We start from the raw sequence: 24,438 nt of genomic DNA, 5'->3' as shown, positions 1-24,438 counted from the left end.
CGTCGGACCGGACAGGCCCCTCAGCCGTACCGGTTCAGCGCCGACCGGGCCCGCGCGACGGCGGCCGCCCCACTCAGTGCCTCCGACGCGGCTTCGGCGGGGACGTCGCCCGCAGCGAGGGGCGACGATCGACCGGCCGCGAGCAACGCCCGATGCAGCGCTGCCGCGTCCTCCACGGCACCGACACGGAAGAGGAACCGCGTCACGTAACGCAGGTTGAGCCATTGCTGGCTCCAGTCGCCCACTCGGTCCCAGTGGTCGAGGACCTCGACGAGGGCCGGTGCCGCGATGGCGGGGTCACCGTGCACCGCGCGGGTGGCCGCGCCCTCCATCAACGCGATCCCGTGCCACCAGAAGTTCTGCACCCCGGCGGCCAACTCCGCCGCCTCGTCGAACAATGCGAGGGCCCTGTCCGGGTCGGATTTCTTGAGCACCAGGCCGAGTGCGTAGCGCGCCATGGATCGCGCGGTCGGATTCTCGGTCGCCTCCGCGACCGCCATCGACTCCTCGGCGGCGGGCACACCGGCTTCCGGGGTGCGCAGCGCGGCCTGGCAGATCGCGACATAGAACAGGGCCCACACCAACCGAATCGGATCGGCATCCGAGCGGGCGGCGTCGACGGCGCCCTGGTAGTGCGCGAGGGCGGCCACCGGGTCACCCTCGTACAGCGCCACGTCGGCGAGGACGTCGGCCGGATAGGCCACTCGTCCAGCCCCCCGCCCCGGAATGCGTCCGCGCGCAAGGGCTGCCAGTGACGTCGCACGCGAGAACTCGCCGCGGTTCCAGGCACCCCGTGCGCACACGCCGACGGCCGACGCGAACAACGGATGGTCGGGATCCGCGTCGACGATCACCCGTTCCGCCCAACCGGCGGACTCGTAACCGACGCGCAGATGGACGAGTTCGGACAGCGAGGTGACCAGCCCGAGAGCAAGGTCGATGTCCCGGTCGGCCATCGCACGCTCGAACGCGGCGCGCAGGTTGTCGCAGTCGGGCAGCAGGCGCTCGACCCAGGCCCGTTCATCTGCGCTGTGCATGCCGGCGGCCGCACGTTGCGCCAACTCGGTGAAGTACACCGCATGTCGCATGCCGTAGTGGTCGTCGACGCCGTTGTCGCGCAGCCGATCACGCCCAAATGCGCGCAGCGTCTCCAAGACGCCGTAGCGGGTCCGGTGGCTGTCACCGCGCACGGTCACCATCGATTTGTCGACCAGACCGGCCAGCAGCTCGAGGGTGTCGTCTTCGCTCGCCCCGTTCTCGGCGCACACGCCGTGTGCCGCCTCGAGATCGAAGTCGCCCGCAAAGACCGACAATCGCATGAAAAGGGACTGCTCGGATTGCGCGAGGAGTCGGTAGGACCACTCGATCGTCGCGGCGAGGCTCTGCTGGCGGGGCGCGACACCACGGGCCCCACCGCTGAGCAGCCGCAACTTGTCCAGCCGACGCGCAATGTCGAGGCTGCTCGTCACTCGCATTCGGGCGGCGGCCAATTCGATCGCCAGTGGCAGGCCGTCGAGGCGTCGGCAGATCTCGGCCACCGCGCCCACCGGCTCGTGGTCGATGTCGAAGCCGGGCCGGCCGGCCCTGGCCCGATCGGCGAACAACGCGACGGCGTCCTCGGCCGTCAGCGGCGGGACCTGCAGAATCCGCTCACCCTCGACGCCGAGCGCTTCTCTGCTGGTGGCCAGCACCGATGCCCGCGGACAATACCGAACGATCTGATCGAGCAGCCTCGCGGCTGTGTCCAGGACGTGCTCGCAGTTGTCGATCACCAACAGCAACTCGCGAGAGCGCAGATACTCGATCACCGTGGCCTCGATGCCGAGGCCCTGCTGTTGCTGCAACCGCAGCGTCGCCGCGACGGCGTGGGTCACCGCCGAGGCGTCTTCGACCGGTGCCAGTTCGCAGAACCACGCGCCGTCCTCGAGTCGGTCCCGGATGTGGTCGGCCACCTCGAGCGCCAGCCTGGTCTTGCCGACGCCCCCCACCCCGGTGAGCGTGACCAGCGGGCCGTCGTCGACGACGGCGGCGACGCGGACCACGTCGTCGTCCCGACCGATGAGCCGGGTGGCTCGCCGGGGCAGGTTCTCGCGGACGCGGGTGACGACGCGCGCAGACGGCCTGGCTGGTGCGACGGCCTGTGTCGGGTCACCGTCGAGGATCCGCCGGTGCACCGCTCGAAGCGACGGTCCCGGGTCGACACCGAGTTCCTCGACAAGCCTCTCGCGCATCGTGCGGTAGATGTCCAGGGCATCGGCCTGCCGACCGCTGCGGTACTGAGCCAGCATCAACTGGCCGGCCAGCCGTTCATCGAGCGGGTTCACCTTGACCGCTTCGGCGAGACGGCCGAGCAGCTCCGCGTGACGTCCGACCTGCAGGAGCACGTCGTTGCGGTCCAGCTGGACTGAAAGGTGTTCTACCGAAAGCGATGTCCGCACCTCGTTGACCCAAGGGGTGTCAAGGGATACGAACGCTTCGCGGTGCCACAACTCGAGGGCCTCGTCGAACAGCTGCGCGGCGGCAGCGGGATCGACGGTCGCGCGCGCTTTGGCCGCCAGCCGCCTGAAGCAATGTAGGTCGACCGTCATCGGGTCCGCTGTCAGGACGTATCCCCCGGATTGACGCACGATCTGCACGTCGCCGTCATCCTCCACCACCTGGCGGAGCCGGGATACGTACGAGGCCAACGCGTTCCGGGCGCGGTGCGGCGGTTCATCCGCCCAAACGCGATCGATGAGCATGTCTGCCGGAACGGGTCGGTTGACGTCGACCAGCAGCGCCACCAGCACACACCGCTGCCGAGCATGACCGATGTCGAGACGCTGCCCGCGTGATCGTGCCTCGACGTCGCCGAGCAACCGGAATTCCACGGACATCCGGTGCACCCTTTCCTCAGACACCCAGCGAACGCGGGGATGTCTGGCGAGGGGGAGCTTACCCGGCCAGGTGCCGGTCTACGACCGACTTGGCAACCTCAGCCGTGCCGGGCGCCGATCCAGTGCAGGAGATCGTGCACGGTCTCATCCTCCAGCCGGTAGGTCACCGATCGGCCTGCGCGGGTGCTGTTCACCCAGCCCTGCTGGCGCAGCACCCGGAGGGCCTGCGATACCGAGTTCTCCGACCTGCCGAGAGCCGCGGCGAGATCGCTCACACAGATGCCGGGTGCTCGGTGCAGGCTCAGCAGGATCTCCAGTCGATGTGGATCGGACACCAGGTCGAACCGCTGCGCCCAACCCGGCGTGTCGACCTCGGCCAGCGCCGACGTCGCCCGTTCGACCAACCGTTGATCCTCCACGACTGCAAATCTAGTCCCGGGTGGACCCGGTTGCGGAGGTCAGTCCAGGAATCCGTGCAGCAGCGCCGCCGACGCCCACACGTGCGCCGTCATCGTCTGTGCCGCGCTGTCGGCGTCGCCGGCGAGGATCGCCGTCACGATCGTCTCGTGCTGTTCGTCGGAGTGCGCGATGTTGCGGGCGAGCAGCGGAATGCAATCCAGCAGCTCGTTGAGCCGCATCCGGTTCTGCGCGACCAGGGGCACCAGCGACGGGGCCCCCGAGGCCTCGGCGATCGCCAGGTGCAGGCGGGAATCCAGACGGCGGTAGTCCTGCGGGTCGGCACCGCGCACGTCGGCCAGCCGCTGGCACAGCGCCTCGCGCTCGCTCGCCGTGAGCGTCCGGCCCGCCGCCATCCGCGCGGCACCCACCTCCAGGATCTCCCGCAGCCTCAGGGCGTCGTCGATGTCGGCGCGGGTGAACCGGACCTCGTCGGCGCTCGGCGCCGGGAGGGCGTCGGCCAGGAACGTGCCTCCGTAGCGACCGCGGCGGGAGACCAGATACCCGGCGTCGGCCAGCGACTTGATCGCCTCGCGCACGGTGTCGCGACTGACGCCCAACCGGGTCGCCAACTCCCGTTCCGGCGGCAGGGATTCGCCCGGATGCAGCACACCCAGCCGGATCGTCTGCAACAGCCGCTCGACGGTGTCCTCGAAGGCGTTCAGCGGCCGCACCGGACGCAGTAGCGCGTCGCTTGCGTAAGCGTCTCTTGGGTCCGGTGAGGCCGTCATCGGACCGCCTACAGCGGCGTCACGTAGTGACCGCTGATGCCGCCGTCGACGAGGAAGGTCGACGCGGTGATGAATGACGCGTCATCGCTGGCCAGGAACGCGACCGCGGCGGCCAGCTCCTCCGGCTCGGCGAACCGGCCGACCGGCACGTGCACCAGTCGGCGCGCCGCGCGCTCGGGATCCTTGGCGAACAACTCTTGCAGCAGAGGCGTGTTCACGGGTCCGGGGCACAGCGCGTTGACCCGGATCCCCTGGCGCGCGTACTGCACGCCGAGTTCGCGCGACATCGCCAGCACCCCGCCCTTGGAGGCCGTGTAGGAGATCTGCGACGTCGCCGACCCCATCACCGCGACGAACGACGCGGTGTTGACGATCGACCCCTTCTGCGCGGGCACCATGTGGCGAAGTGCCGCCTTGCAGCAGAAGAACACCGACTTGAGGTTGATGTCCTGCACCCGGTCCCACGCGTCGATGCCGGTGTTCTCGATCAGGTCGTCCTCCGGGGGGCTGATGCCCGCGTTGTTGAAGGCGATGTCCACCGAGCCGTGAGCCTCGGCGGCGGTGTCGAACAGCGCGTCGACGGCAACCTGGTCGGAGACATCGACCTGAACGAACGTGCCGTTCAGGTCGTCGGCGACGGTCTTGCCCGTCGCGGGGTCGATGTCGCCGATGACGATCGTCGCGCCCTCGGCCCTCATCCGCTTGGCAGTCGCCAGGCCGATGCCACTGGCGCCCCCGGTGATGACCGCGACCTTGCCGGCGAGTCGTTGGGTCAGATCCACTTTGGTCACAAAGCCTCCTGCACGGCGATGAAGACGTTCTTGGTTTCGGTGAACGACAACGGGGCGTCGGGTCCGAGTTCGCGGCCAAGCCCGGACTGCTTGAACCCGCCGAAGGGCGTGCTGTAGCGGACCGAGGAGTGCGAGTTGACCGACAGATTGCCGGATTCCACGCCGCGCGACACCCGCAGCGCCCGCGACAGGTTGTCGGTCCAGATGGATCCGGACAGGCCGTAGACGGTGTCGTTGGCCAGCGCGATGGCGTCGGCTTCGTCGTCGAACGGCAGGACGGTGACGACGGGACCGAAGATCTCCTCGACGACGGTGCGGTCGTCGCGCGGCGGGGTCAGCACCGTCGGCGCGAACCAGTAGCCGGGGCCGTCGGGAGCGGAACCCCGGAACGCAATGGGTGCGCCGTCGGGCACATACGCCGACACCGAGTTCCAGTGCGCCTTCGACACCAACGGGCCCATCTCGGTGTCACCGGACAGGGGGTCTCCCACCACGACACCTTTGACGGCGGGTTCCAGCAACTCCATGAACTTGTCATAGACGTTGCGCTGCACCAGAATCCGGCTGCGCGCGCAGCAGTCCTGCCCGGCGTTGTCGAAAACCCCATACGGAGCGCTCGCCGCTGCGCGTTCGAGGTCACAGTCGTCGAAGACGATGTTGGCACTCTTGCCACCCAGCTCCAGGGTGACCCGTTTGACCTGTGCCGCAGCACCTGCCATCACGCGCGTGCCGACCTCCGTGGATCCCGTGAACACGATCTTGCGCACGTCGGGATGGCTGACGAAGCGCTCCCCGACCACCGATCCCTTGCCGGGCAGCACGCGGAACACGTCGGCGGGTAAGCCCGCCTCGACCGCGAGCTCGCCGAGCCGGATGGTGGTCAGCGGCGTCCACTCGGCGGGCTTGACCAGCACCGCGTTGCCTGCGGCGAGCGCCGGGGCGAACCCCCACGCCGCGATGGTCATCGGGAAGTTCCACGGAGTGATGACGCCGACCACTCCGAGCGGCTCGTTGAAGGTGACGTTCCAGCCGCCCGCGACCGGAATCTGCTTGCCCGACAGTCGTTCCGGTGTCGCCGAGTAGTACTGCAGGACATCGCGGACGTGCCCGGCCTCCCACCGTGCGTTCCCGATCGGATGCCCGGAGTTGGCCACCTCGAGAGCGGCCAGTTCGTCGATGTGGGCGTCCACCACCGCCGCGAAGGCCCGCATCGCGGCGGCGCGTTCTGCCGGCGCCTGCCGGGCCCATCCCCGCTGGGCGGCCTTGGCGCGCGCCACCGCGTCGTCGACCCCGGCCTCGTCGGTCTGCTCGACGGTGCGCAGAACCTCCTCGGTCGCCGGATTGATCACCTCGCTGGATGTCATGAACTCACTTTCTGCGTTCTCTGTGTTGCGTAACGGCCCGCGGCCTCGACCAGGCCGGCGAACAACCTCAGGTCGTCGAGTCGCTCCTCGGGGTGCCACTGCACGGCGACGAGCCAGTGGTCCGGGTTTCGTCGTGGGTCGAGCTCGACGGCCTCGATGACGCCGTCGGTGTCGGAGGCGCTGACGATCAGGCCGTCACCGAGCCGGTCGATGGCCTGGTGGTGATAGCACTGCGCATCGGTGGCAGGCCCGACGAGTGCCGCCAACCTGGTCCCGGGCACCGTCGTGATCGACGACGTCGTGAACACCGCGTTGCCCTGCTGGTGGCGGGTGTGGCCGACGACGTCCGGCAGGTGCTGGTGCAGGGTGCCGCCCAGCGCGACGTTGAGCACCTGCGCGCCCCGGCAGATGCCGAGGATCGGCATACGCCGGCGCAGCGCTCCCTGCAGCAGCGTGAACTCGAACGTGTCGCGCAGGCGCCCGTCGGCGAGCGGTTCGTCGGTCATCGGGTGCCGCGGGCTGGTGTAGGCCGCGGGGTCGACGTCGCGGCCGCCGGTGATGACGAGCGCGTCGAGACCGTCGAGCACCCGCTCGGCGACCGCGGCATCGGCGGGCTGCGGCGGCAGCAGCACCGAGATGCCGCCCGCCATGGCCATGCCCTCGAAATAGATCGCGGGAAGGAAACTGGCACGAACGTCCCATACTCCGGTCTGGGCCGGCTGCAGATAGGTGGTCAGCCCGAGCACCGGACGGTCCCGAACCGGCTCGGCGCCGGCCTCAAAGCCGTTCGAAGCCACGCACCCGCTCCCAGTCCGTCACCGCGGCGTTGAACGCCTTGAGCTCGACGCGCGCGTTGTTGAGGTAGTGGTCGACCACGTCGTCGCCGAACGCGTCGCGCGCGACCTGGGAATTGTCGAACAACTCGACCGCTTCGGCCAGCGTCGTCGGGAGCCGTTCGGCGTCGCTGGTGTAGGCGTTGCCCTGCACCGCATCCGGCAGCTCGAGCTTCTGGTCGATGCCGTGCAGACCACCGGCGATCAGCGCCGACACCGCCAGGTACTGATTGACGTCACCGCCGGGGGCGCGACACTCCATCCGCATGCCGTGGCCGTGGCCGACCACCCGCAGCGCGCAGGTGCGGTTGTCGATCCCCCACGCGACCGCGGTCGGCGCGAAGCTGCCGTCGACATAGCGCTTGTAGGAGTTGATGTTCGGCGCGTAGAACAACGTCATCTCACGAAGGGTGGCCAGCTGGCCCGCCACGAAGCTGCGGAACATCGCGGACATACCCAGCTCGTCGGTGTCGTCGGCGAACACGGCTACACCGTCTGGACTACCGTCCAGCCGCCGGAACGAGATGTGGATGTGGCAGCTGTTGCCTTCGCGCTCGTCGAACTTCGCCATGAACGTCAGGCTCTTGCCGTGCTGATCGGCGATCTCCTTGGCGCCGTTCTTGTAGATCGCGTGGTTGTCGCAGGTGATCAGTGCGTCGTCGTACCGGAACCCGATCTCCTGCTGACCGAGGTTGCACTCCCCCTTGACGCCCTCGCAGTACAGTCCCGCACCCTCCATCCCGAGGCGGATGTCGCGCAGCAGCGGTTCCATCCGGGTGGACGCCAGCATCGCGTAGTCGATGTTGTAGTCGGTGGCCGGCGTCAGGTCGCGATAGCCGGACTTCCACGCGTCGCGGTAGGCGTCGTCGAACACCATGAACTCGAGCTCGGTGGCGGCGATCACGCCCATGTCGCGCTCGGCGAGCCGGTCGAGCTGGGTCCGCAGGATCGTGCGGGGCGCCTGGGTCACCGGCCGGCCGTCGGTCCACGACAGATCCGCCATCACCATCGCGGTACCGGGCAGCCACGGCAGCAGCCGCAGGGTGCTGAAGTCGGGTGTCATCACCATGTCGCCGTAACCGGTCTCCCAGCTCGACATCGCATAGCCGTCGACGGTGTTCATGTCGACGTCGACGGCCAGCAGGTAGTTGCAGCACTCGGCGCCGTGCGCGGCGACCTCCTCGACGAACAGCCGCGCCGAGATCCGCTTTCCGGTCAGCCTGCCCTGCATGTCGCAGAACGCGACGATGACCGTGTCCACGTCCCCCGCGGAGACCTGCCGTTCGAGATCGGTTTTCGACAGCATGCCCGGTCTTCCTCCGCGTCCTTCGGTGTCACGAACTCGCTCTTACCCTCCACAAACTGCCACGTTCAAAGGTAGGACACCAGACCAATAGACGAAACGGCCCCCTCGACCAGACGGTGACGAGCGTCTCGATCTTGATTGCCGCAGCGGCGTTTGACTCCATCCGGCCTGGGTGCGTTACGACGGCGCCGCGGGCTGCCGCCCGGTCGCGAACTGTCCGATTGAGGAAGCGCCGACACAGAGTAGGGTCGAACGGGTGTGTGGAGCCACCGGCGAGGTACGCCTCGACGGAAGAACCCCAGATATCAGCGCCGTAGCTGCGATGGCCGAGGTCATGGTCCCGCGTGGGCCGGATGCCGCCGGGGCGTGGTCGCAGGGGGGCGTCGCCCTCGGGCATCGACGCCTGAAGATCATCGATCTCTCCGAGGCCGGGGCGCAGCCGATGATCGACTCCGAGCTCGGGCTGGCGGTGGCCTGGAACGGCTGCATCTACAACTACGAACAGCTGCGCGACGAACTCTCCGGCCACGGCTACCGGTTCTTCTCCCACAGCGACACCGAGGTGTTGCTGAAGGGTTACCACCACTGGGGTGACCGGTTCGTCGACCACCTCAAGGGCATGTTCGCCTTCGCCATCGTCGAGCGCGACAGCGGCCGGGTGCTGCTCGGTCGCGACCGCCTCGGCATCAAGCCGCTGTACATGACCGAGGACGCCGACCGGATCCGATTCGCGTCCTCGTTGCCCTCGCTGCTCGCCGGCGGGGGCGTCGACACCCGGATCGACCAGGTGGCCCTGCACCACTACTTGACGTTCCACTCGGTGGTGCCTCCCCCACGCACGATCCTGCGCGGGGTCAGCAAGGTTCCGCCCGCCTCGCTGGTGGCGATCGAGCCCGACTGGCACGGCGGTTACCGGAGGCCGGTCACCACGACGTACTGGGAGCCGGACTTCACCCGGCACGACGACCGCTCCGGCTGGTCCGAACAGGACTGGGAGGACGCGGTTCTCGAGTCCCTGCGGGTGGCCGTCAAGCGGCGGCTGGTCGCCGACGTGCCGGTGGGCTGTCTGCTCTCCGGCGGTGTGGACTCCAGCCTGATCGTCGGGTTGCTCGCCGAAGCCGGTCAGCACGGGTTGAAGACGTTCTCGATCGGCTTCGAATCGGTCGGCGGCGTCGCGGGTGACGAGTTCCGCTACTCCGACATCATCGCCGAGCGGTTCGGCACCGATCACCATCAGATCCGCATCGGGACCGAGCGGATGCTGCCCGCCCTCGACGGCGCGATCGCCGCGATGAGCGAGCCGATGGTCAGCCACGACTGCGTGGCGTTCTACCTACTCAGCCAGGAGGTGTCCAAGCACGTCAAGGTCGTGCAGTCCGGTCAGGGCGCCGACGAGGTGTTCGCCGGCTACCACTGGTACCCGCCGATGGGGGAACCTGCGGCGGCATCGGTGCCGGGCTCGGTGGCCAGCTACCGCGCGGCGTTCTTCGACCGGGACCAGGCGGCCTACTCGGCCCTGGTGTCTCCCTCGCTGGCGACCGCCGACGATCCCAGTGAGCTCTTCGTCGCCGAGCACTTCGCCCGCGCGGGCGCCGAGACGGGCGTCGACCGGGCACTGCGCCTGGACAGCACCGTGATGCTGGTCGACGACCCGGTCAAGCGGGTCGACAACATGACGATGGCGTGGGGGCTGGAGGGCCGGGTGCCCTTCCTCGACCACGAACTCGTCGAGCTGGCCGCCACCTGTCCCCCGCAGTACAAGACCGCCTACGAGGGCAAGGGGGTGCTCAAGCAGGCGGCCCGCAAGGTGATCCCCTCCGACGTGATCGACCGTCCCAAGGGCTACTTCCCGGTGCCCGCGCTCACCCATCTCGAGGGCCCGTACCTCGATCTGGTCCGCGACGCGCTGTACGCGCCCGCCGCCAAGGAGCGTGGGCTGTTCCGTCCGGAGGCGGTGGAGCGACTCCTGGCCGATCCCAACGGCAGGCTGACGCCGCTGCGCGGCAACGAGCTGTGGCAGATCGCGCTGCTGGAGCTGTGGCTGCAGCGGCACGGGATCAACGGGCCGGCCGTATGACCGCCCGAAGGCGACCGCGAGTAGGGAACGAACGAGCGAGAGTCGAAGTATGACAGTCGACCCCGACCCCGACCATCCGGAGGCGATGACGCTCGCCCTGCACGAGCCCTCCCCGCCGCACATGGTGGACGCGATGTCCGACGATGTGGTCCTCGAACTGGGTTGGGGCAGGCTCATTTTCGGGCAGACGTTCGCCGACCCCGAGAAGCTGGCTGAGGTGTTGCGCCAGGAGGGGCACGGCCGCCGCGACATCTGCATCTACGCCCGCGAACCCCATGTCCTGGTGTCCCTGGCGCCTGCCGAGCTGTTCATCGACCCGAGCCACACCTATCGGCTGAGGTTCGCCGAGACCGAGGACAGCGTTCCCACGCTGAGCGGGTTCAGCGTGCGTACGCTGGAAAGCCGCGAGGACGCCGACGAGATGAACCGGGTCTACGTGCGGTGCGGCATGGTGCCCGCACCCATCGACGTCATCTGGGACAACCACTGCCACCAGGCCTCGGTCGACTACCTCGTGGCCGTGCGTGACGGCGACGGGGCCGTGCTGGGCACGGTGACGGGTGTGGACCACAAGGGCCTGTTCTCCGACCCGGAGAACGGCTCGAGCCTGTGGACGCTGGCCGTTGATCCGACCGCGTCCCTTCCCGGTGTGGGCGCCGCGCTGACCCACAGCCTGGCCGCCATCTACCGGGACCGCGATCGCGCCTACATGGATCTCTCGGTGGCACACGACAACAACGCCGCGATCGCCCTGTACGAGAAGCTCGGCTTCACCCGGGTGCCGGTGATGGCGGTCAAACGCAAGAACGCCATCAACGAACCGCTGTTCACGCATCCACCCGAGACGGTCGACGACCTCAACCCGTACGCGCGGATCATCGCCGACGAGGCCATGCGCCGCGGGATCTGGGTCGAGGTGCTCGACGCGGAAGCCGGCGAGATGCGTCTGTCGCACGGCGGGCGCAGCGTCGTGACCCGTGAATCGTTGTCCGAGTACACCTCCGCGGTGGCGATGAGCCGTTGCGACGACAAACGACTCACCCGGCGCATCGTCTCCGAAGCCGGCATCACCGTGCCCAAGGGCCGGCTGGCGACGTTCGACGAGGCCGACCACGAGTTCCTCGCCGAGGTCGGTGACGTCGTCGTCAAGCCCACCCGGGGTGAACAGGGCAAGGGGATCACGGTGGGGGTCGACGGCCCCGACGAGCTCGACGCGGCGCTGGCCCGGGCCAGGGAGCAGCATCCCGAGGTCCTCATCGAGCAGCGCGCCGAGGGCGACGATCTGCGGCTCGTGGTGATCGACGGCAAGGTGGTCGCCGCGGCGCTGCGGATGCCCGCCGAGGTCACCGGCACCGGTCGCCACACCATCCGTGAGCTGATCGATGCGCAGAGCCGGCGGCGTGCGGCCGCGACCGGCGGCGAGTCCCGGATCCCGGTCGACGCCGTCACCGAGACCACGGTGCGGGAGGCCGGCTATTCGTTCGACGACGTCCTGCCCGAGGGTGAGCGGTTGCGCGTCCGGCGAACGGCGAACCTGCACCAGGGCGGCACCATCCACGACGTCACCGCCACCGTGCACCCGGAACTGCGGGCGGTGGCGGTGGCCGCGGCCGAGGCGATCGGCATCCCGGTGACGGGCATCGACCTGCTCGTGCCCGACGTGACCCGGCCCGAGTACGCGTTCATCGAAGCCAACGAACGCCCGGGCCTGGCCAATCACGAGCCACAGCCCACCGCAAAGGCATTCGTGGACTTCCTGTTTCCCGGCCAGCCCGGGCTACCGCAGGCCTGGACGCCCGACGAGATCGACCGCGCCGATCCGGACAGGCCCTGACCCCGATCGTCACCAGGTGCTGGTGCGCATCACGATCTCGGCGGCCAGCTGCGCGGTCGAGTCGGCCGCGTTGCGTCTTCCCAGCAGCTCGACGACCCGGTAATCGCCGTAGACGAAGCGCTGGCTCGCCCTGGCGACGGCCCGCGCGGCGTTGGTGCTGACGAGCGCGGTGGTGTTCAGCTCGACGGGCGGGCAGTGCTCGTCGCGGATCACGCCGGCGAGATCGGCCACCCGCGGATGGCCGCGGTCGATCACCACCAGCCCGATGAACCGGTCAAGCCGGGTCGCCGCCAGCTCCCATGCGAGCTCCCCGCCGAGCCTGTCCCCGACCAGCAGCGCCCACCGGACCTCCAGTGCGTCGAGGATTCCGATCACGGACTTGGCGGTCAGTCGCGGGTCCGGGCCGATGACGACGGTCTTCAGCGACGCCGTGTGCAGGCGCTGACACACCGCCTCGTAGGCCGCGGGCGACTGATGGGCCGCACCGAGCACCACCACGACGGATCCCTTCTCCGGGCCGGCGACCGCGACGGGGACGTCGAAGCCGTCGACGGTGATCATGGGAGAAGGCATTGCGTCAAACTACAGGCAGCGGCGAAGTCCGTGGGCGGCTTTTCATGGTCTTAACCGAAGCGCTCACGCCGCTGCCGCGCGTTCGGCCTGTTTGCCGGTGATCTCCAAAAAAGTCTGCGGGAGCGAGCCTTTGACGGTGATGGAGGGGTCCGGCGCGGGAAGGGCGATCCCGAACACGGCCATGGTCGCGGTGTTCTCGAACGAGAAGTAGACGCTGCTGCGCGTGCCGTTGAGATTCATCGTCTGCTGATAGACGAGGGCATCCTCGCGAGGAGTCGCCAGCCTCGTCGTGGTCACGGGGATGCCGGGGTCCGACGGCTCGAAGAACGTCTCGTACTCGGCGCACCGTTCGGCGGTGGCGGCCAGCCGCTCGAGATCCAGCGACCACGTCAGCACGGTGATGACCATCCGCACGCCGTCGTAGGCCGCCATGTACTCCGCGGCACTGCCCGCTCCGCGCTCGGCGGTGCCGGCGATGTCGCGTGTCAGGCCATCGGTGCAGCCTTCCGGTTTCGAGAGCATCGGCGGCGGGGCGCCCGTGCCGTCTGCCTCCCCGGGATTCCTGACGATGCGCTGGTAGCGCACACCGGGCGCGAAGTCCGCCTCGGTGAGCGTCGCACGCTCGAGCCGGGCGCCGGGCCATCCCGCGGTGCCGGTGACGATGTGCGAACACCCGGCGAGGGCGAGCGTGAGCAGGCCCGCCGCGGCGGCCGTGGGTATCCGCCGCCCGGTCATCACTTCAGGCTACTCACGGCGCAGGCCTCACAGCTGCGTGAGGATCTCCGCGCCGGTGTCGGTGACCACCAGGGTGTGCTCGAACTGGGCCGTCCACTTCTTGTCCTTGGTGACCACGGTCCAGTCGTCGTCCCAGATCTCGTAGTCCAGGGTCCCGAGGTTGATCATCGGTTCGATCGTGAAGGTCATACCCGGTTCGAGCAGGGTCTCGACGGACGGCTGGTCGTAGTGCAGCACCACCAGCCCGTTGTGAAAGGTGGTGCCGATGCCGTGTCCGGTGAAATCACGAACGACGTTGTAACCGAACCGGTTTGCGTAGGCTTCGATGACGCGGCCGACGACTGAGAGCGCCCTGCCCGGCTTGACGGCCTTGATCGCCCGCATGGTGGCCTCATGGGTGCGTTCGACGAGCAGTCGGTGCTCCTCGGAGACGTCACCCGCCAGGAACGTCGCGTTGGTGTCGCCGTGCACGCCGTCGATGTAGGCGGTGACGTCGATGTTGACGATGTCGCCGTCCTCGACCACGGTCGAGTCCGGGATTCCGTGGCAGATCACCTCGTTCAGCGACGTGCAGCACGATTTGGGATATCCCTTGTAGCCCAGCGTCGACGGGTAGGCGCCGTGATCGACCATGTACTCATGGGCGACCCGGTCGAGTTCATCGGTGGTCACCCCGGGCCTGACGGCCGTGCCCGCCTCGGCGAGCGCCCCGGCGGCGATCCTGCCCGCCACCTTCATCTTCTCGATCACCTCGGGTGTCTGCACCCAGGGCTCACTGCCCTCGCGCGCGGTCGACCGTCCCACATACTCGGGGCGGGCGATCGACTTGGGCACCGGCAGCGTCGGTGACACCACGCCGGGACGGAGGGCGGTTCGTACGGACATGTAGCAATGCTAGCGTTCCGCCATGCAGGTCACCCCGGGACATTTGTTCAGTCAGCTGGACTTCCGTGACGTCGAGGAGTCCGACGAACGGCTGGTGCTGGAACTGGACAACCGCCCCGACCTGGTGAACAGGCGCGGCGCGCTGCAGGGCGGGCTCGTCGCGACGCTCATCGACATCGCCGCAGGCAGACTGGCCGACCGGCACGTCGGTCCCGGCCAGGACGTCACGACGGCGGACATGACCGTCCACTTCCTGGCACCGATCATCGAAGGCCCGGCCCGCGCCGAGGCCACCGTCGTGCGCGCGGGGCGGCGGTTGTCGGTCATCGCCGTCGACGTCACCGACGCGGCCAGGGGCCGGCTGGCCGCGCGCGCCACCCTCAGCTTCGCGGTCCTCGACCCGCGCTGACCGCGGCGCGGAGCTCACGTGCGGCTCACCGTGATCGAAGCCAGTGCCGAGCGCACCCGCGCCGGCAGCGAACCGCCGTTGCCCAGCCAGTCGTCGAGGGCGATCCGGATCGATGCCATCGTCAGCGCCCCCAACAGCCGCGGCCGCGGATCGTCGGGGGCGACATCGCCGAACCGGGGAGCGACCAGATCGGCGATGGCGGCCTCGTAGCGCAGGTAGATCTGCAGCGTCCACGCGCTGAACACCGGCGACGACCGCGTCAACGTGGCCAGCTCACGAACCTGAGCGCTGACCGCGTCGAAGCCGTCACCGAGATCCTCGAACGCCCCGACCACCGCCTCCTCGGCCGACAACCCGGGCGGCCGCGCGGCGATCGCGGCCGTGATGCGGTCCAGCCAGTGGGTGGTCATCCCCTCGGCGACCGCATCCTCCTTGGCGCTGAAGTACCGGAAGAACGTGGCGCGTCCGACCTCCGCGGCCGCGGCGATCTGCTCCACGGTCGCACCGGCCAGCCCGTGATCGGCCACGGTCTGCGCCGCGGCCGCCGCGATCCGGGCCCTCGTCGCACGCTGCTTGCGGGCGGTCAGGCTTTCCCGCGATTTCTCTTCTGAGACGACGTCCATAGTGAGACTATGTCTCATCATGGACACCGATCTCAACGACGCGGCGCCGGCGTCCCTGCAATCCTGGCGATTCGTCCAGCAGATGCTGGCCGATCTCACCACCACCGTGGTCGAGGACGCGACCAGTGACCGTGAACTGCTGGAGGGGCTGCGCGTGCTGGCCAAGGTCACCGCGCTGTGCACGGAGCTGTCCGTGGAGGCCGACCCGCAACGTCCGCACTTCTTCGACATGTGCACCGACAGCAGGATGGTCGGCGGCCCCAACCCCGACGGCAGATACCTACTCGCCATGATCCGCGGTGACCGGACCTACCGTATCGTCGGAAGCCGGGGCAGCACCGCCTATCTCGGGTTCCAGGTGCTTGCGGGCACCGGCCTGACGCCGCGCCGGATGGCGGGCTACGTCAGCGACACCGAACTCGCCTGTGACTCAGGCTCGTTCGCGCTGCTGCTGTCGGCCGCCGAACCACCGCCGGAGATCCTCGGCGACGCGCAGTGGGTGCCGATCCCACCCGACGCATCGGCGATCGTGGTGCGCGAGTACATCGGCGACCCGGCAACCGAGCAGCCCGCGTCGATGCGCATCGACTGCCTCGACGGCGAAGCGCTGCAACCGGTTTCCGACGAGGTGGCGGCCGAGGCGTTCACCGCGATGGCGTGGACCATCGTCAAGCTCGCCACGCTGCACCGCACCGTCAAGCCCGAACTTCTCACCCAGCCCAACACCCTGGTGACGGCCGCGGCGGCCGAACTCGGCGGCGCGGACACCACACCCGACAACCTCTACATGATGGGCACCTTCGCGTTGGCGCCCGACGAATCCCTGGTGCTGGAGTTCACACCGCCCGACTCGCGCTACTGGAACATCACCCTCGAGAGCATCTGGCACGAATGCCTTGAACCGCGTCACCGACACAGTTCGGTCACCGACAAGGGGGTCCGCCCCGACGAGACGGGCAGGGTTCGGATCGCCATCGGCGCCAAGGACTTCGGACACGGACACTGGCTGGACACCGGCGGCCGAGAGCGCGGCTTCGTGATCCTGCGGTGGCTCGACCGGCCCGATCCCCCCGACGTGCTGACGACGGTCCGCCGCGGAGCCACCTCGTGACCACCGAGCGTCTGCACCCGGACCGCCTCGTCGAGCAGGCGTGCGAGCTCACCGCGAGAGACGACTTCGGTGACGACGACTCGTGGCGCGACGGGCTGTCCCGGCTGTGCGACGGGCTGATCAACGAGGCGCACCTGTCCGGCCTCGGCGTCGAGATCGCCGTGGCGGACGTCGTCCGCGCCCTGACCAGCCGGCTGCAGATCGTCGACTGGCGCAAGAACCACCCCGAAGTCGCCGCCGCACCCGTGACGCGGCCCATCTTCATCGTGGGTCAGCCGCGGACGGGCACGACCATCCTGTTCGACCTCCTGGCGCAGGACCCGGCGCTGCGCCCGCCGCTGACTTGGGAGGTCGACAACCCCTGTCCCCCACCATGTCCGGATACCTACGACACCGACCCCCGGATCGCCGAGACGCAGGCCGCCATCGAGATGTCGGAGCAGATCGTCCCGGGCCTGCTGGCCCATCACCCGATGGGGGCGCTGGTCGGCCAGGAGTGCGTGCGCATCACCGCGGGCCAGTTCTGCAGCATGATCTTCTCGGTGCAGTACCGACTGCCCGGGTACTACCGCTGGCTGCTGTACGACGCCGACCATGGCCCGGCCTATCGCTATCACCGGATGTTCCTGCAGCACTTGCAGTCCGGAGTCGGCGGGCCGGAATGTCAATGGCTGCTGAAGTCACCCGCGCACCTGTGGCAACTGGACAGGCTGGTGGCCGAATACCCCGACGCGCTGATCGTTCAGACCCACCGCGACCCGCTCAACGTCATCTCCTCGGTCAGCGCGCTCACCCACCATCTGCGCCGCCTGGCCTCCGACGAGTCGTCGATCGCCGAGTGTGCCGCACAGTCGCACGAGGAGATCGTTGTCGGCCTCGAGCGCGGCATGAGGCTACGCGACTCGGATGCGCTGGCCGGCCAGCGGGTGGTCGACGTGCAGTTCGTCGACTTCATGCACGACCCGTTCGCCACCGTCCGCACGCTCTACACGGCGCTCGACCGCGAGCTGGAACCCGCTGCCGAACAGCGGATGCGGGACTTCCTGGCGGGCCATCCCGGGGATCGAGGCGCCAACGGCAGCAGATACCGCTGGGCCGACACCGGCCTGGACGCCGGGCAGGTTCGTGAGCAGGTGCGCGGGTATCAGCAGCGCTACGGCGTTCCCGACGAGCCGCTGCGGTAGCTGCCCATTAGGTGTGGCCGAATGGGCGGCGAAGCCGCCACGACTTGCGGGGGCCGCGGACGTCCACCGAGCCGCACACCACCTTGCCGGTCAGGATGACGTGCGGCCTGCCCTCGGCGGGGGCGTCTCTGCGGTGGTCGTGAGCGCTGCCGACGTTGACCTCGACGTCGTCGATGGAGGCGCTCGCCCCGTCGGGAAGCCGCAGGTCCAGGCCGCCGAACTTCATGTCGAGTTCGATGACGACGATGGGTCCGGCGAACCGTGCCCGCGTCAGGTCGAGTTCGACCGACCCCATCCGCCGGTGCAGGGCCAGGCGGCTGGGCACCACCCATTCGCCCTGGCGCTTCAACGATCCGAGCACGCCGCGCAACTCGACGCGGTCGGCGGCGGAGGTGACGATCGCGCCGGGGCCGGGCAGGTCGCCGACGAGTGTGTCGAGGTCGGAGCGCAACCGGGCCCGCGACACCATCGCCGAACGTTCCTCGAACTCGTCGATGTCGATGAGCCCGAGCGCGACGGCGTTGTGCAGTCGGCGCAGCGTGCCGTTGCGGTCGGCATCGGAGATCCGCATCTCGATCGCCTCGGCGGGCACGTGGTTGATCTCGGTCATGACGTCTTCCACGGTACCGCCGTCAGCTGCGCGAATCGCACCGAGTCGCCGTGATCCGCGTCGCCGTGATCCGATCCTCAGGCGAGGTAGCCCGGTGGCAGTTCGTCGAGCATCCCCTTGAGCATCCTCACGGCGTACTCCGAGCTTCCGCCACCGACGATCAGCGCCGAGAACGCCATGTCGCCGCGATAGCCGGTGAACCACGAGTGCGAGCCGCCCACGAACTCGGCCTCACCGGTCTTGCCGCGCACATCCCCGGCACCCTGGAGGTCTTCGGCGGTGCCGTTGGTGACCACCAGGCGCATCATCGGCCGGAGGCTGTCGACGACGACGGCCGGGATGGGCTCGCTCTCCCCGGTGATCTCGGTTTCGCGACCGTCGATGAGGTGGGGAACCGGGGTGCGGCCCGCGGCGACGGTGGCGGCGGCCAACGCCATCCCGAAGGGACTGACCAGCACCTTGCCCTGGCCGAACCCGTCCTCGGTGCGTTCGGTGAGGTTCACCGTCGGCGGCACCGATCCGGTGACGGTGTCGATGCCCTCGACCTTGTAGTCGGGGCCGATGCCGTACTGGGCGGCGGCCTGGGTGAGGCCGCGCGGTGGCATCCGGCTGGCCAGTTCGGCGAACGTGGTGTTGCACGAGCTGGCGAACGCGCGCGACATCGGCACGGTGCCGAGGTCGAAGCCGCCGTAGTTGGGCACGGTGCGGTGGCCGATGTCCATCTGCCCCGGGCAGCCCAGAAGCGTGTTGGGCGTGGCCATGTCACGTTCGATCGCCGCGCCGGCGGTGACGATCTTGAACGTCGATCCGGGCGGGAACAGGCCCATCGTGGCGATCGGCCCCTCCCGGTCGGCGGCGGCGTTCTGCGCGACGGCCATGATCTCGCCGGTCGACGGCTTGATGACCACGATCATCGCCTGCTTGCCGGTGGTGTCGACGGCGTGTTGGGCGGCGTTCTGCACCGAGCGGTCCAGGCTGATGGTCACCGACGGCGCCGGGTCACCGGCCACCTCGTGCAGGACGTCGACGTCGACCCCGTTCTGGTTGACGGTGACGACCCGCCAGCCGGAGGTGCCGTCGAGTTCGTCGACGACGGCGTTCTTGACCTGGTTGACCAGTGCGGGTGCGAAGTCCTCGTCAGTGGGGACCATCTCGGGCTGTGGGGTGATCACCACGCCCGGCAGCGCGCCGATGGCGCCTGCGACCGCGTCGTGATCGGCCTGGCGCAGCGTGACCAGGCTCAGCGGTCCCTTCCTGGAGCTGGCGAGCTCGGCGAGGCGCTGCGGATCGAGGGTGTTGTCGAACCGGTGGAGGGCGCCGACGACGGCCCGCGCGGTGGGCATCAGCTCGCTGCCCGCCGCCTTGGCGTCCAGGGCGAAGTGATAGCGGTAGCCCGGCACCAGGACGTCGGTGCCGCCACGCTCGTTGACCGAGGCGCGGCGCGGCGCGTCGGCGCGCAGCGCGAGCGTCTGGTTCTCGCCCAGCCTCGGGTGTATGCCGGTGGCGCTCCAGCGAACGTCCCAGCCCTTCTCGTCGCGGACCATGTTGAACTGTCCGTCGTAGGTCCAGGTGCGGTCCTTGGGCAGGTGCCAGGTGTAGCGGTAGGTGACGCTTCCGGTGTCCTCGGCGTACTTCGAGCTCAGGATCTGGGCGTCCAGGCCGGTGGCCTGAAGGCCCGCCCACGCCTCGTTGAGCGCCGCCCGGGCGGCCTCCGGGCGGTCGCTGAGTTCGGCTGCGGCGCCGGTGTCCCCGGCCGCCAGCGCGGCGAAGAACTCCTCGGCCGCGGGCTCGGGCCCGTTGGGTCGTGGCGTGCACGCGCCGAGGGTGAGGACCAGCGCGGCCACCGTAGCGATTCCCGTGACCCGTGATGCTGATGAGATCAGTGTTGCCATTGAGGCTGATGTTATGAAGTAACGATCCGATTTCGGCGTAGGCGCACCGACCGGCCGCGCCGAGATCCACTTTTTGCCGGGGAATGTCGAGAAGACGTCTGCAGAACGTGGATCTCGTCGCGGCGGCACCGCCGCGTGCTCACAGCTCCAGGCCCGCCAGCAGGATGTCGAACCCGCGGCGGAACTCGGCGTCGGCGCCGACGCCGCGCGCATGGGAAGCGGTGTCGGCCAGCAGCGGGAACTCCCCTGCCGGCAAGCCGGCCAGCGCGGCGGTACCGGCCCCGGACAGCGGCGCGAAGTGGTGGATCTCCAGTGCGCCGAACACGTAGGCCAGCACCGCCCGGAACGCGACGACCCGCCGCACTCCGGTGACCCCGGCGTCGGCCAGGACTCCGAGCACCGTCTCCCCCCAACGCAGCGAGCCCGGGGAGCGGTGCCGATTGGCCAGCAGCAGCGGTGTCACCGCGGGATGCTCGCCGACGGTGGTGCGCACCCGGTCGGCCAGCGTGGCGAGCCTGCGCCTGGTCGATCCGCGGGGCACCCGCGCGTCGACCCCGGCCAGCACGCGGTCGACGACCAGCGCTTCGAGTTCCTCGCGGTCGGCGACGTAGCGGTAGAGCGACATCGTGCCCATGCCCAGTTCCCGCGCCACCGTGCGCATGGAAAGGCCCGCCAACCCGTCGCGATCGAGCACGGCGAGGGCGGCGTCGGCGATCTGACCGGCGGTCAGTGAGCGTGGTCGAGGCATGACGGTTGACAGCGTACAGCGTACGTTTATAGGTTTGTAGGCGTACCACACACGCCTACGAAGGACCGATTGCGATGGGCCCGGCCTCGATCTCCGATCTACGACTGCACGGCGTCGGCGGCGAGCCGATCGCCGTTCCCGATCCGAACGCGTTGGTGCACCTGCAGTTTCGGCGCTTCGCCGGCTGCCCGATCTGCAACCTGCACCTGCGGTCGTTCGCGCGACGCCACGAGGAGATCAACGCCGCAGGCATCCGGGAGGTGGTGTTCTTCCACTCCGGGGCCGACGAGCTGCGCCCCCATGTGGCCGACCTGCCGTTCGCCGCGGTCGCCGACCCGCACAGGCGTTACTACCGGCAGTTCGGTGTGGAGGCGTCGGCGCGTGCCCTGCTCGATCCGCGTGCCTGGCGGGCGATCGTGCGGGGTGTGGCGCTGACGCTGACCGGCCGATTCCGCGCGCCGCAGACCCGGCAGCCCGGCGGTCGACTGGGGTTGCCTGCCGACTTTCTCGTCGGCTCCGACGGCCGCGTCGTCGCCGCCAAGTACGGCCGTCACGCTGACGACCAGTGGTCGGTGGACGAACTGCTGACGCACGCCCGGACGGCCGGGCCGCCGCGCTAGGCGCCGGCCGCCGGTGCCCGCACGACCAGTGGCACCGCAGGGAAGTAAGCGGCCATCTCCGAACGCGACGTACGCAGCGCCGCGGTGCCGTAACCCTGCTTGCGGTGATGGGGGTGAATCCAGATCCGTACGTCGACCTCACCGTCGGAGAGCTCCCCGAAGACCATGCCGACCTTCGTCGAGCCCACCTCGGCCACCAGCCAGGCCGCCTCCTCGGCGGCCACCCGGGCGACCGCATCTCGGATCTCGTCCCCGAGATCGCCCGCGGGCGCGGCGGTGCCGTCACCGGCCGAGCGCATGTCCTCGGTCCGCGCGGCGAAGATGTCGCGGTCCCTGTCGGCGGCGAACGGCCGCAACATCATCCGGCGTGCTGACCGGCCGGTCTGCTCGGAGGTGAAGCTCAGCTCCTGGCTGGTGAGGTTCTCCAACTCGGCGGCGATCCTGCGGCGCGACACCTTGGTGAGCCGGTCGAACGACAGCCTCAGGACCGCCTCGGCCGCCACCTCGGAGGTGTCGAGCAGATCGGCGATCGCTTCGATGGCCGCGTCGTAATCATCGGAGGCGACGACGGCGTCGAGCACCTCGTGTCGGCGTTCCAGCGCGTGTACGAGCGCATCGGCGACAACCCTGCGCTGTGCCGTCGTGTCCTGCTCGGTCATGGGTGCAGCGTATGCGGCCGTGGCGGTCAGTCCAGCAATACCGTGGCGAACGATCCCACCTCGGTGAACCCGATCCGCGCGTACGTCGCCCGCGCGACGGTGTTGAAGCTGTTGACGTACAGGCTCGCGATGCGGCCGCCGCCCACGACCGCCGCGGCCAGCGCGGCGGTCCCGGCGGTGCCGATCCCGCGACCGCGCCAGTCGGGGTGCACCCACACGCCCTGGATCTGGCCGACGGCGGGCGACTGCGAGCCCACCTCGGCCTTGAACACCACCTGGCCACGTTCGAACCGGGCCCACGCGCGGCCCGCGGCGATCAGTCCTGCGACCCGGCGCCGGTACCCCCTCCCGCCGTCGCCGGCGCGTGGGTCGATGCCGACCTCGCCGATGAACATGTCGATGGCCGCGACGAGGTAGGCGTCGAGCTCGTTCATGCGGACCGGACGCACACCCGGGTCGATCGCGCAGGCGGGCGCCGTGCTCAGGGCCATCAGCGGCTGGTGCGCACGGACATCGCGGGCAGGTCCCCAGACATGCTCGAGACGCTGCCACATGGGCAGCACCAGCTCAGCTCGGCCCACCAGCGACGAGCACCGCCGCGCCTGGCTCATCGCCTTGTCCGCGAAGGCGTTCAGATCGCTCATCCCGCCACGCAACGGGATCAGGTTGGCGCCTGCGTAACACAGAGATTCGGTCGCTCGCCGCCGTGTCCACAGTTCGCCGCCGATGCCGGAGGGGTCGATGCCGTGCTCGGCGACGCGGGAAGCGACCATGCACGCAGCGACCGGGTCGTCGTCGAGCACCTGCAGGACCGCTGCCATGTCGCGGGTGTCGCGCACCACCGACACCCTTCGCTCGTCAACGAGGCGAAAAAGCGGAGGAGCCGACATCTGGACTCTTTCTGCGACATACCCTGAGCAGCCAACCCCCACCCGGGGGGTCTGATGTCAGCTTACGGTCACAATAGGCGAACCGGTGCCATCATCTGAGCCGCGTTCCGCCCCGATTTTCTCGGCGAGCCGCAGCGCCTCCTCGATGAGCGTCTCGACGATGAGGGCTTCCGGCACGGTCTTGATGACCTCGCCTTTGACGAAGATCTGTCCCTTGCCGTTTCCGGAGGCCACGCCGAGGTCGGCTTCGCGGGCCTCGCCGGGTCCGTTGACCACACAGCCCATCACCGCGACCCGCAACGGCACCTCCATGCCCTCGAGTCCGGCCGTCACCTCGTTCGCCAACGTGTAGACGTCGACCTGAGCGCGCCCGCACGACGGGCACGACACGATCTCCAGGCCGCGCGGCCGCAGGTTCAGCGACTCGAGGATCTGGTTGCCGACCTTCACCTCCTCGGCGGGCGGGGCCGACAGGGACACCCGGATGGTGTCGCCGATCCCTTTGGACAGCAGCGCGCCGAAGGCGACGGCGGACTTGATGGTGCCCTGGAAGGCGGGACCGGCCTCGGTGACGCCCAGGTGCAGGGGGTAGTCGCTCTTGGAGGCCAGCAATTCGTATGCGGCGACCATGACGACGGGATCGTTGTGCTTGACGCTGATCTTGATGTCGCCGAAGCCGTGTTCCTCGAACAGCGAGGCCTCCCACAGCGCCGACTCCACCAGCGCCTCCGGCGTGGCCTTGCCGTACTTCTCCATGAAGCGCTTGTCCAGCGAGCCGGCGTTGACCCCGATGCGGATCGGGATGCCCGCCGCCGTGGCCGCTTTGGCGACCTCCTTGACCCGGCCGTCGAACTCCTTGATGTTGCCCGGGTTGACGCGCACGGCCGCGCATCCGGCGTCGATGGCGGCGAAGATGTACTTGGGCTGGAAGTGGATGTCGGCGATCACCGGGATCTTCGACTTCTTCGCGATGGTGGCCAGGGCGTCGGCGTCCTCCTGGCGGGGGCACGCCACCCGGACGATGTCACAGCCCGACGCGGTCAGCTCGGCGATCTGCTGCAGCGTGGCGTTGATGTCATGCGTCTTGGTGGTGCACATCGACTGCACCGCGATGGGGTGATCGCTGCCGATACCGACATCGCGCACCATCAGCTGGCGCGTCTTGCGGCGGGGGGCCAACGTCGGCGCAGGTGGCGCCGGCATTCCCAGCCCGATGGACATCGTCATGAAC

The 24,438-nt window shown here is 69.1% G+C and carries 23 protein-coding genes; 6 read left to right on the top strand and 17 right to left on the bottom strand.

The features are described from left to right. Positions 1–20: 20 nt before the first annotated feature. The 7 genes from H7I57_RS27160 to H7I57_RS27130 form a co-directional block, all read right to left on the bottom strand. On the bottom strand, positions 21–2,876 hold the full coding sequence (locus H7I57_RS27160) for an AfsR/SARP family transcriptional regulator (protein WP_264027431.1): 2,856 nt from the start codon (positions 2,874–2,876) through the stop codon (positions 21–23). Positions 2,877–2,974: 98 nt separating this feature from the next. After that, a complete protein-coding gene (locus tag H7I57_RS27155; RefSeq protein WP_264027429.1) occupies positions 2,975–3,295 on the bottom strand; it encodes an ArsR/SmtB family transcription factor in 321 nt (106 codons plus the stop codon). A 39-nt stretch (positions 3,296–3,334) separates the two neighbouring features. Then, on the bottom strand, positions 3,335–4,063 hold the full coding sequence (locus tag H7I57_RS27150; RefSeq protein ID WP_264027427.1) for a FadR/GntR family transcriptional regulator: 729 nt from the start codon (positions 4,061–4,063) through the stop codon (positions 3,335–3,337). A gap of 8 nt (positions 4,064–4,071) precedes the next feature. Further along, positions 4,072–4,845, bottom strand: a complete 774-nt coding sequence (locus tag H7I57_RS27145; RefSeq protein ID WP_264027452.1) for a 3-oxoacyl-ACP reductase — start codon at positions 4,843–4,845, stop codon at positions 4,072–4,074. Positions 4,846–4,850: 5 nt separating this feature from the next. After that, positions 4,851–6,218 carry an aldehyde dehydrogenase family protein gene (locus H7I57_RS27140; RefSeq protein ID WP_264027426.1) on the bottom strand — a complete coding sequence of 456 codons (1,368 nt, stop codon included), beginning with the start codon at positions 6,216–6,218 and terminating at the stop codon, positions 4,851–4,853. Next, the gene (locus H7I57_RS27135) at positions 6,215–7,015 is read right to left on the bottom strand and encodes a gamma-glutamyl-gamma-aminobutyrate hydrolase family protein (protein WP_264027425.1); all 801 of its coding nucleotides are present in this window, start codon (positions 7,013–7,015) and stop codon (positions 6,215–6,217) included. Before H7I57_RS27135 ends, H7I57_RS27140 begins: the two co-directional genes overlap by 4 nt. Further along, positions 6,996–8,357 carry a glutamine synthetase family protein gene (locus tag H7I57_RS27130; RefSeq protein WP_264027424.1) on the bottom strand — a complete coding sequence of 454 codons (1,362 nt, stop codon included), beginning with the start codon at positions 8,355–8,357 and terminating at the stop codon, positions 6,996–6,998. The genes H7I57_RS27135 and H7I57_RS27130 overlap by 20 nt, the downstream gene beginning before the upstream one ends. A gap of 256 nt (positions 8,358–8,613) precedes the next feature. On the opposite strand from H7I57_RS27130, the gene H7I57_RS27125 reads away from it, so the two are divergent. Further along, the gene (locus tag H7I57_RS27125) at positions 8,614–10,434 is read left to right on the top strand and encodes an N-acetylglutaminylglutamine amidotransferase (RefSeq protein ID WP_264027423.1); all 1,821 of its coding nucleotides are present in this window, start codon (positions 8,614–8,616) and stop codon (positions 10,432–10,434) included. Positions 10,435–10,483: 49 nt separating this feature from the next. Beyond that, the gene (ngg, locus tag H7I57_RS27120; protein WP_264027422.1) at positions 10,484–12,268 is read left to right on the top strand and encodes an N-acetylglutaminylglutamine synthetase; all 1,785 of its coding nucleotides are present in this window, start codon (positions 10,484–10,486) and stop codon (positions 12,266–12,268) included. Between the two features lie 9 nt (positions 12,269–12,277). On the opposite strand, the gene H7I57_RS27115 is transcribed toward ngg, so the two are convergent. From H7I57_RS27115 to map, 3 genes are all read right to left on the bottom strand, one after another. Further along, positions 12,278–12,841 carry an alpha/beta fold hydrolase gene (locus H7I57_RS27115; RefSeq protein ID WP_264027421.1) on the bottom strand — a complete coding sequence of 188 codons (564 nt, stop codon included), beginning with the start codon at positions 12,839–12,841 and terminating at the stop codon, positions 12,278–12,280. A gap of 63 nt (positions 12,842–12,904) precedes the next feature. Continuing rightward, a complete protein-coding gene (locus tag H7I57_RS27110; RefSeq protein ID WP_264027420.1) occupies positions 12,905–13,576 on the bottom strand; it encodes a hypothetical protein in 672 nt (223 codons plus the stop codon). Positions 13,577–13,603: 27 nt separating this feature from the next. Next, positions 13,604–14,461, bottom strand: a complete 858-nt coding sequence (gene map / locus H7I57_RS27105; protein ID WP_264027419.1) for a type I methionyl aminopeptidase — start codon at positions 14,459–14,461, stop codon at positions 13,604–13,606. Positions 14,462–14,483: 22 nt separating this feature from the next. Between map and H7I57_RS27100 the strand changes: the two genes are divergently transcribed. Next, entirely contained in the window at positions 14,484–14,870 is a 387-nt protein-coding gene (locus H7I57_RS27100; RefSeq protein WP_264027418.1) for a PaaI family thioesterase, read from the top strand. 14 nt (positions 14,871–14,884) lie between these two features. Here the strand turns inward: H7I57_RS27100 and H7I57_RS27095 are convergent, their stop codons facing one another. After that, positions 14,885–15,493: a TetR family transcriptional regulator gene (locus H7I57_RS27095; protein WP_264027417.1), complete on the bottom strand. Its 609-nt coding sequence runs from the start codon at positions 15,491–15,493 to the stop codon at positions 14,885–14,887. A gap of 19 nt (positions 15,494–15,512) precedes the next feature. On the opposite strand from H7I57_RS27095, the gene H7I57_RS27090 reads away from it, so the two are divergent. Then, complete coding sequence (locus H7I57_RS27090) at positions 15,513–16,604, top strand: DUF1214 domain-containing protein (RefSeq protein ID WP_264027416.1); 1,092 nt, start codon at positions 15,513–15,515, stop codon at positions 16,602–16,604. After that, entirely contained in the window at positions 16,601–17,788 is a 1,188-nt protein-coding gene (locus tag H7I57_RS27085) for a sulfotransferase family protein (RefSeq protein WP_264027414.1), read from the top strand. The genes H7I57_RS27090 and H7I57_RS27085 overlap by 4 nt, the downstream gene beginning before the upstream one ends. Positions 17,789–17,795: 7 nt before the next feature. Here the strand turns inward: H7I57_RS27085 and H7I57_RS27080 are convergent, their stop codons facing one another. From H7I57_RS27080 to H7I57_RS27070, 3 genes are all read right to left on the bottom strand, one after another. Next, the gene (locus H7I57_RS27080; protein ID WP_264027413.1) at positions 17,796–18,398 is read right to left on the bottom strand and encodes a DUF1707 SHOCT-like domain-containing protein; all 603 of its coding nucleotides are present in this window, start codon (positions 18,396–18,398) and stop codon (positions 17,796–17,798) included. A 77-nt stretch (positions 18,399–18,475) separates the two neighbouring features. Then, positions 18,476–20,290 (bottom strand): penicillin-binding transpeptidase domain-containing protein, encoded by a 1,815-nt coding sequence (locus tag H7I57_RS27075; protein WP_264027412.1) that lies wholly within the window; start codon positions 20,288–20,290, stop codon positions 18,476–18,478. A 139-nt stretch (positions 20,291–20,429) separates the two neighbouring features. After that, on the bottom strand, positions 20,430–21,038 hold the full coding sequence (locus tag H7I57_RS27070; RefSeq protein ID WP_264027410.1) for a TetR/AcrR family transcriptional regulator: 609 nt from the start codon (positions 21,036–21,038) through the stop codon (positions 20,430–20,432). Between the two features lie 74 nt (positions 21,039–21,112). On the opposite strand from H7I57_RS27070, the gene H7I57_RS27065 reads away from it, so the two are divergent. After that, the gene (locus H7I57_RS27065; RefSeq protein WP_264027407.1) at positions 21,113–21,658 is read left to right on the top strand and encodes a peroxiredoxin-like family protein; all 546 of its coding nucleotides are present in this window, start codon (positions 21,113–21,115) and stop codon (positions 21,656–21,658) included. Here the strand turns inward: H7I57_RS27065 and H7I57_RS27060 are convergent. From H7I57_RS27060 to ispG, 3 genes are read right to left on the bottom strand one after another with little or no spacing between them, the layout of a single operon-like run. Then, positions 21,655–22,317, bottom strand: coding sequence for a GNAT family N-acetyltransferase (locus H7I57_RS27060; protein WP_264027405.1), 663 nt, complete (start codon positions 22,315–22,317; stop codon positions 21,655–21,657). The two genes, H7I57_RS27065 and H7I57_RS27060, sit on opposite strands and share 4 nt — an antisense overlap. Positions 22,318–22,343: 26 nt before the next feature. After that, positions 22,344–23,207: a GNAT family N-acetyltransferase gene (locus H7I57_RS27055; protein ID WP_264027403.1), complete on the bottom strand. Its 864-nt coding sequence runs from the start codon at positions 23,205–23,207 to the stop codon at positions 22,344–22,346. Positions 23,208–23,264: 57 nt separating this feature from the next. Further along, the gene (ispG, locus tag H7I57_RS27050) at positions 23,265–24,428 is read right to left on the bottom strand and encodes a flavodoxin-dependent (E)-4-hydroxy-3-methylbut-2-enyl-diphosphate synthase (protein WP_264027451.1); all 1,164 of its coding nucleotides are present in this window, start codon (positions 24,426–24,428) and stop codon (positions 23,265–23,267) included. Positions 24,429–24,438: the final 10 nt, after the last annotated feature.

Source organism: Mycolicibacterium pyrenivorans, from assembly GCF_025821625.1.
Lineage (GTDB): Bacteria > Actinomycetota > Actinomycetes > Mycobacteriales > Mycobacteriaceae > Mycobacterium > Mycobacterium pyrenivorans.
The sequence above is the reverse complement of the archived record's forward strand: the minus strand, read 5'-3'. Positions and strand labels throughout refer to the sequence as shown.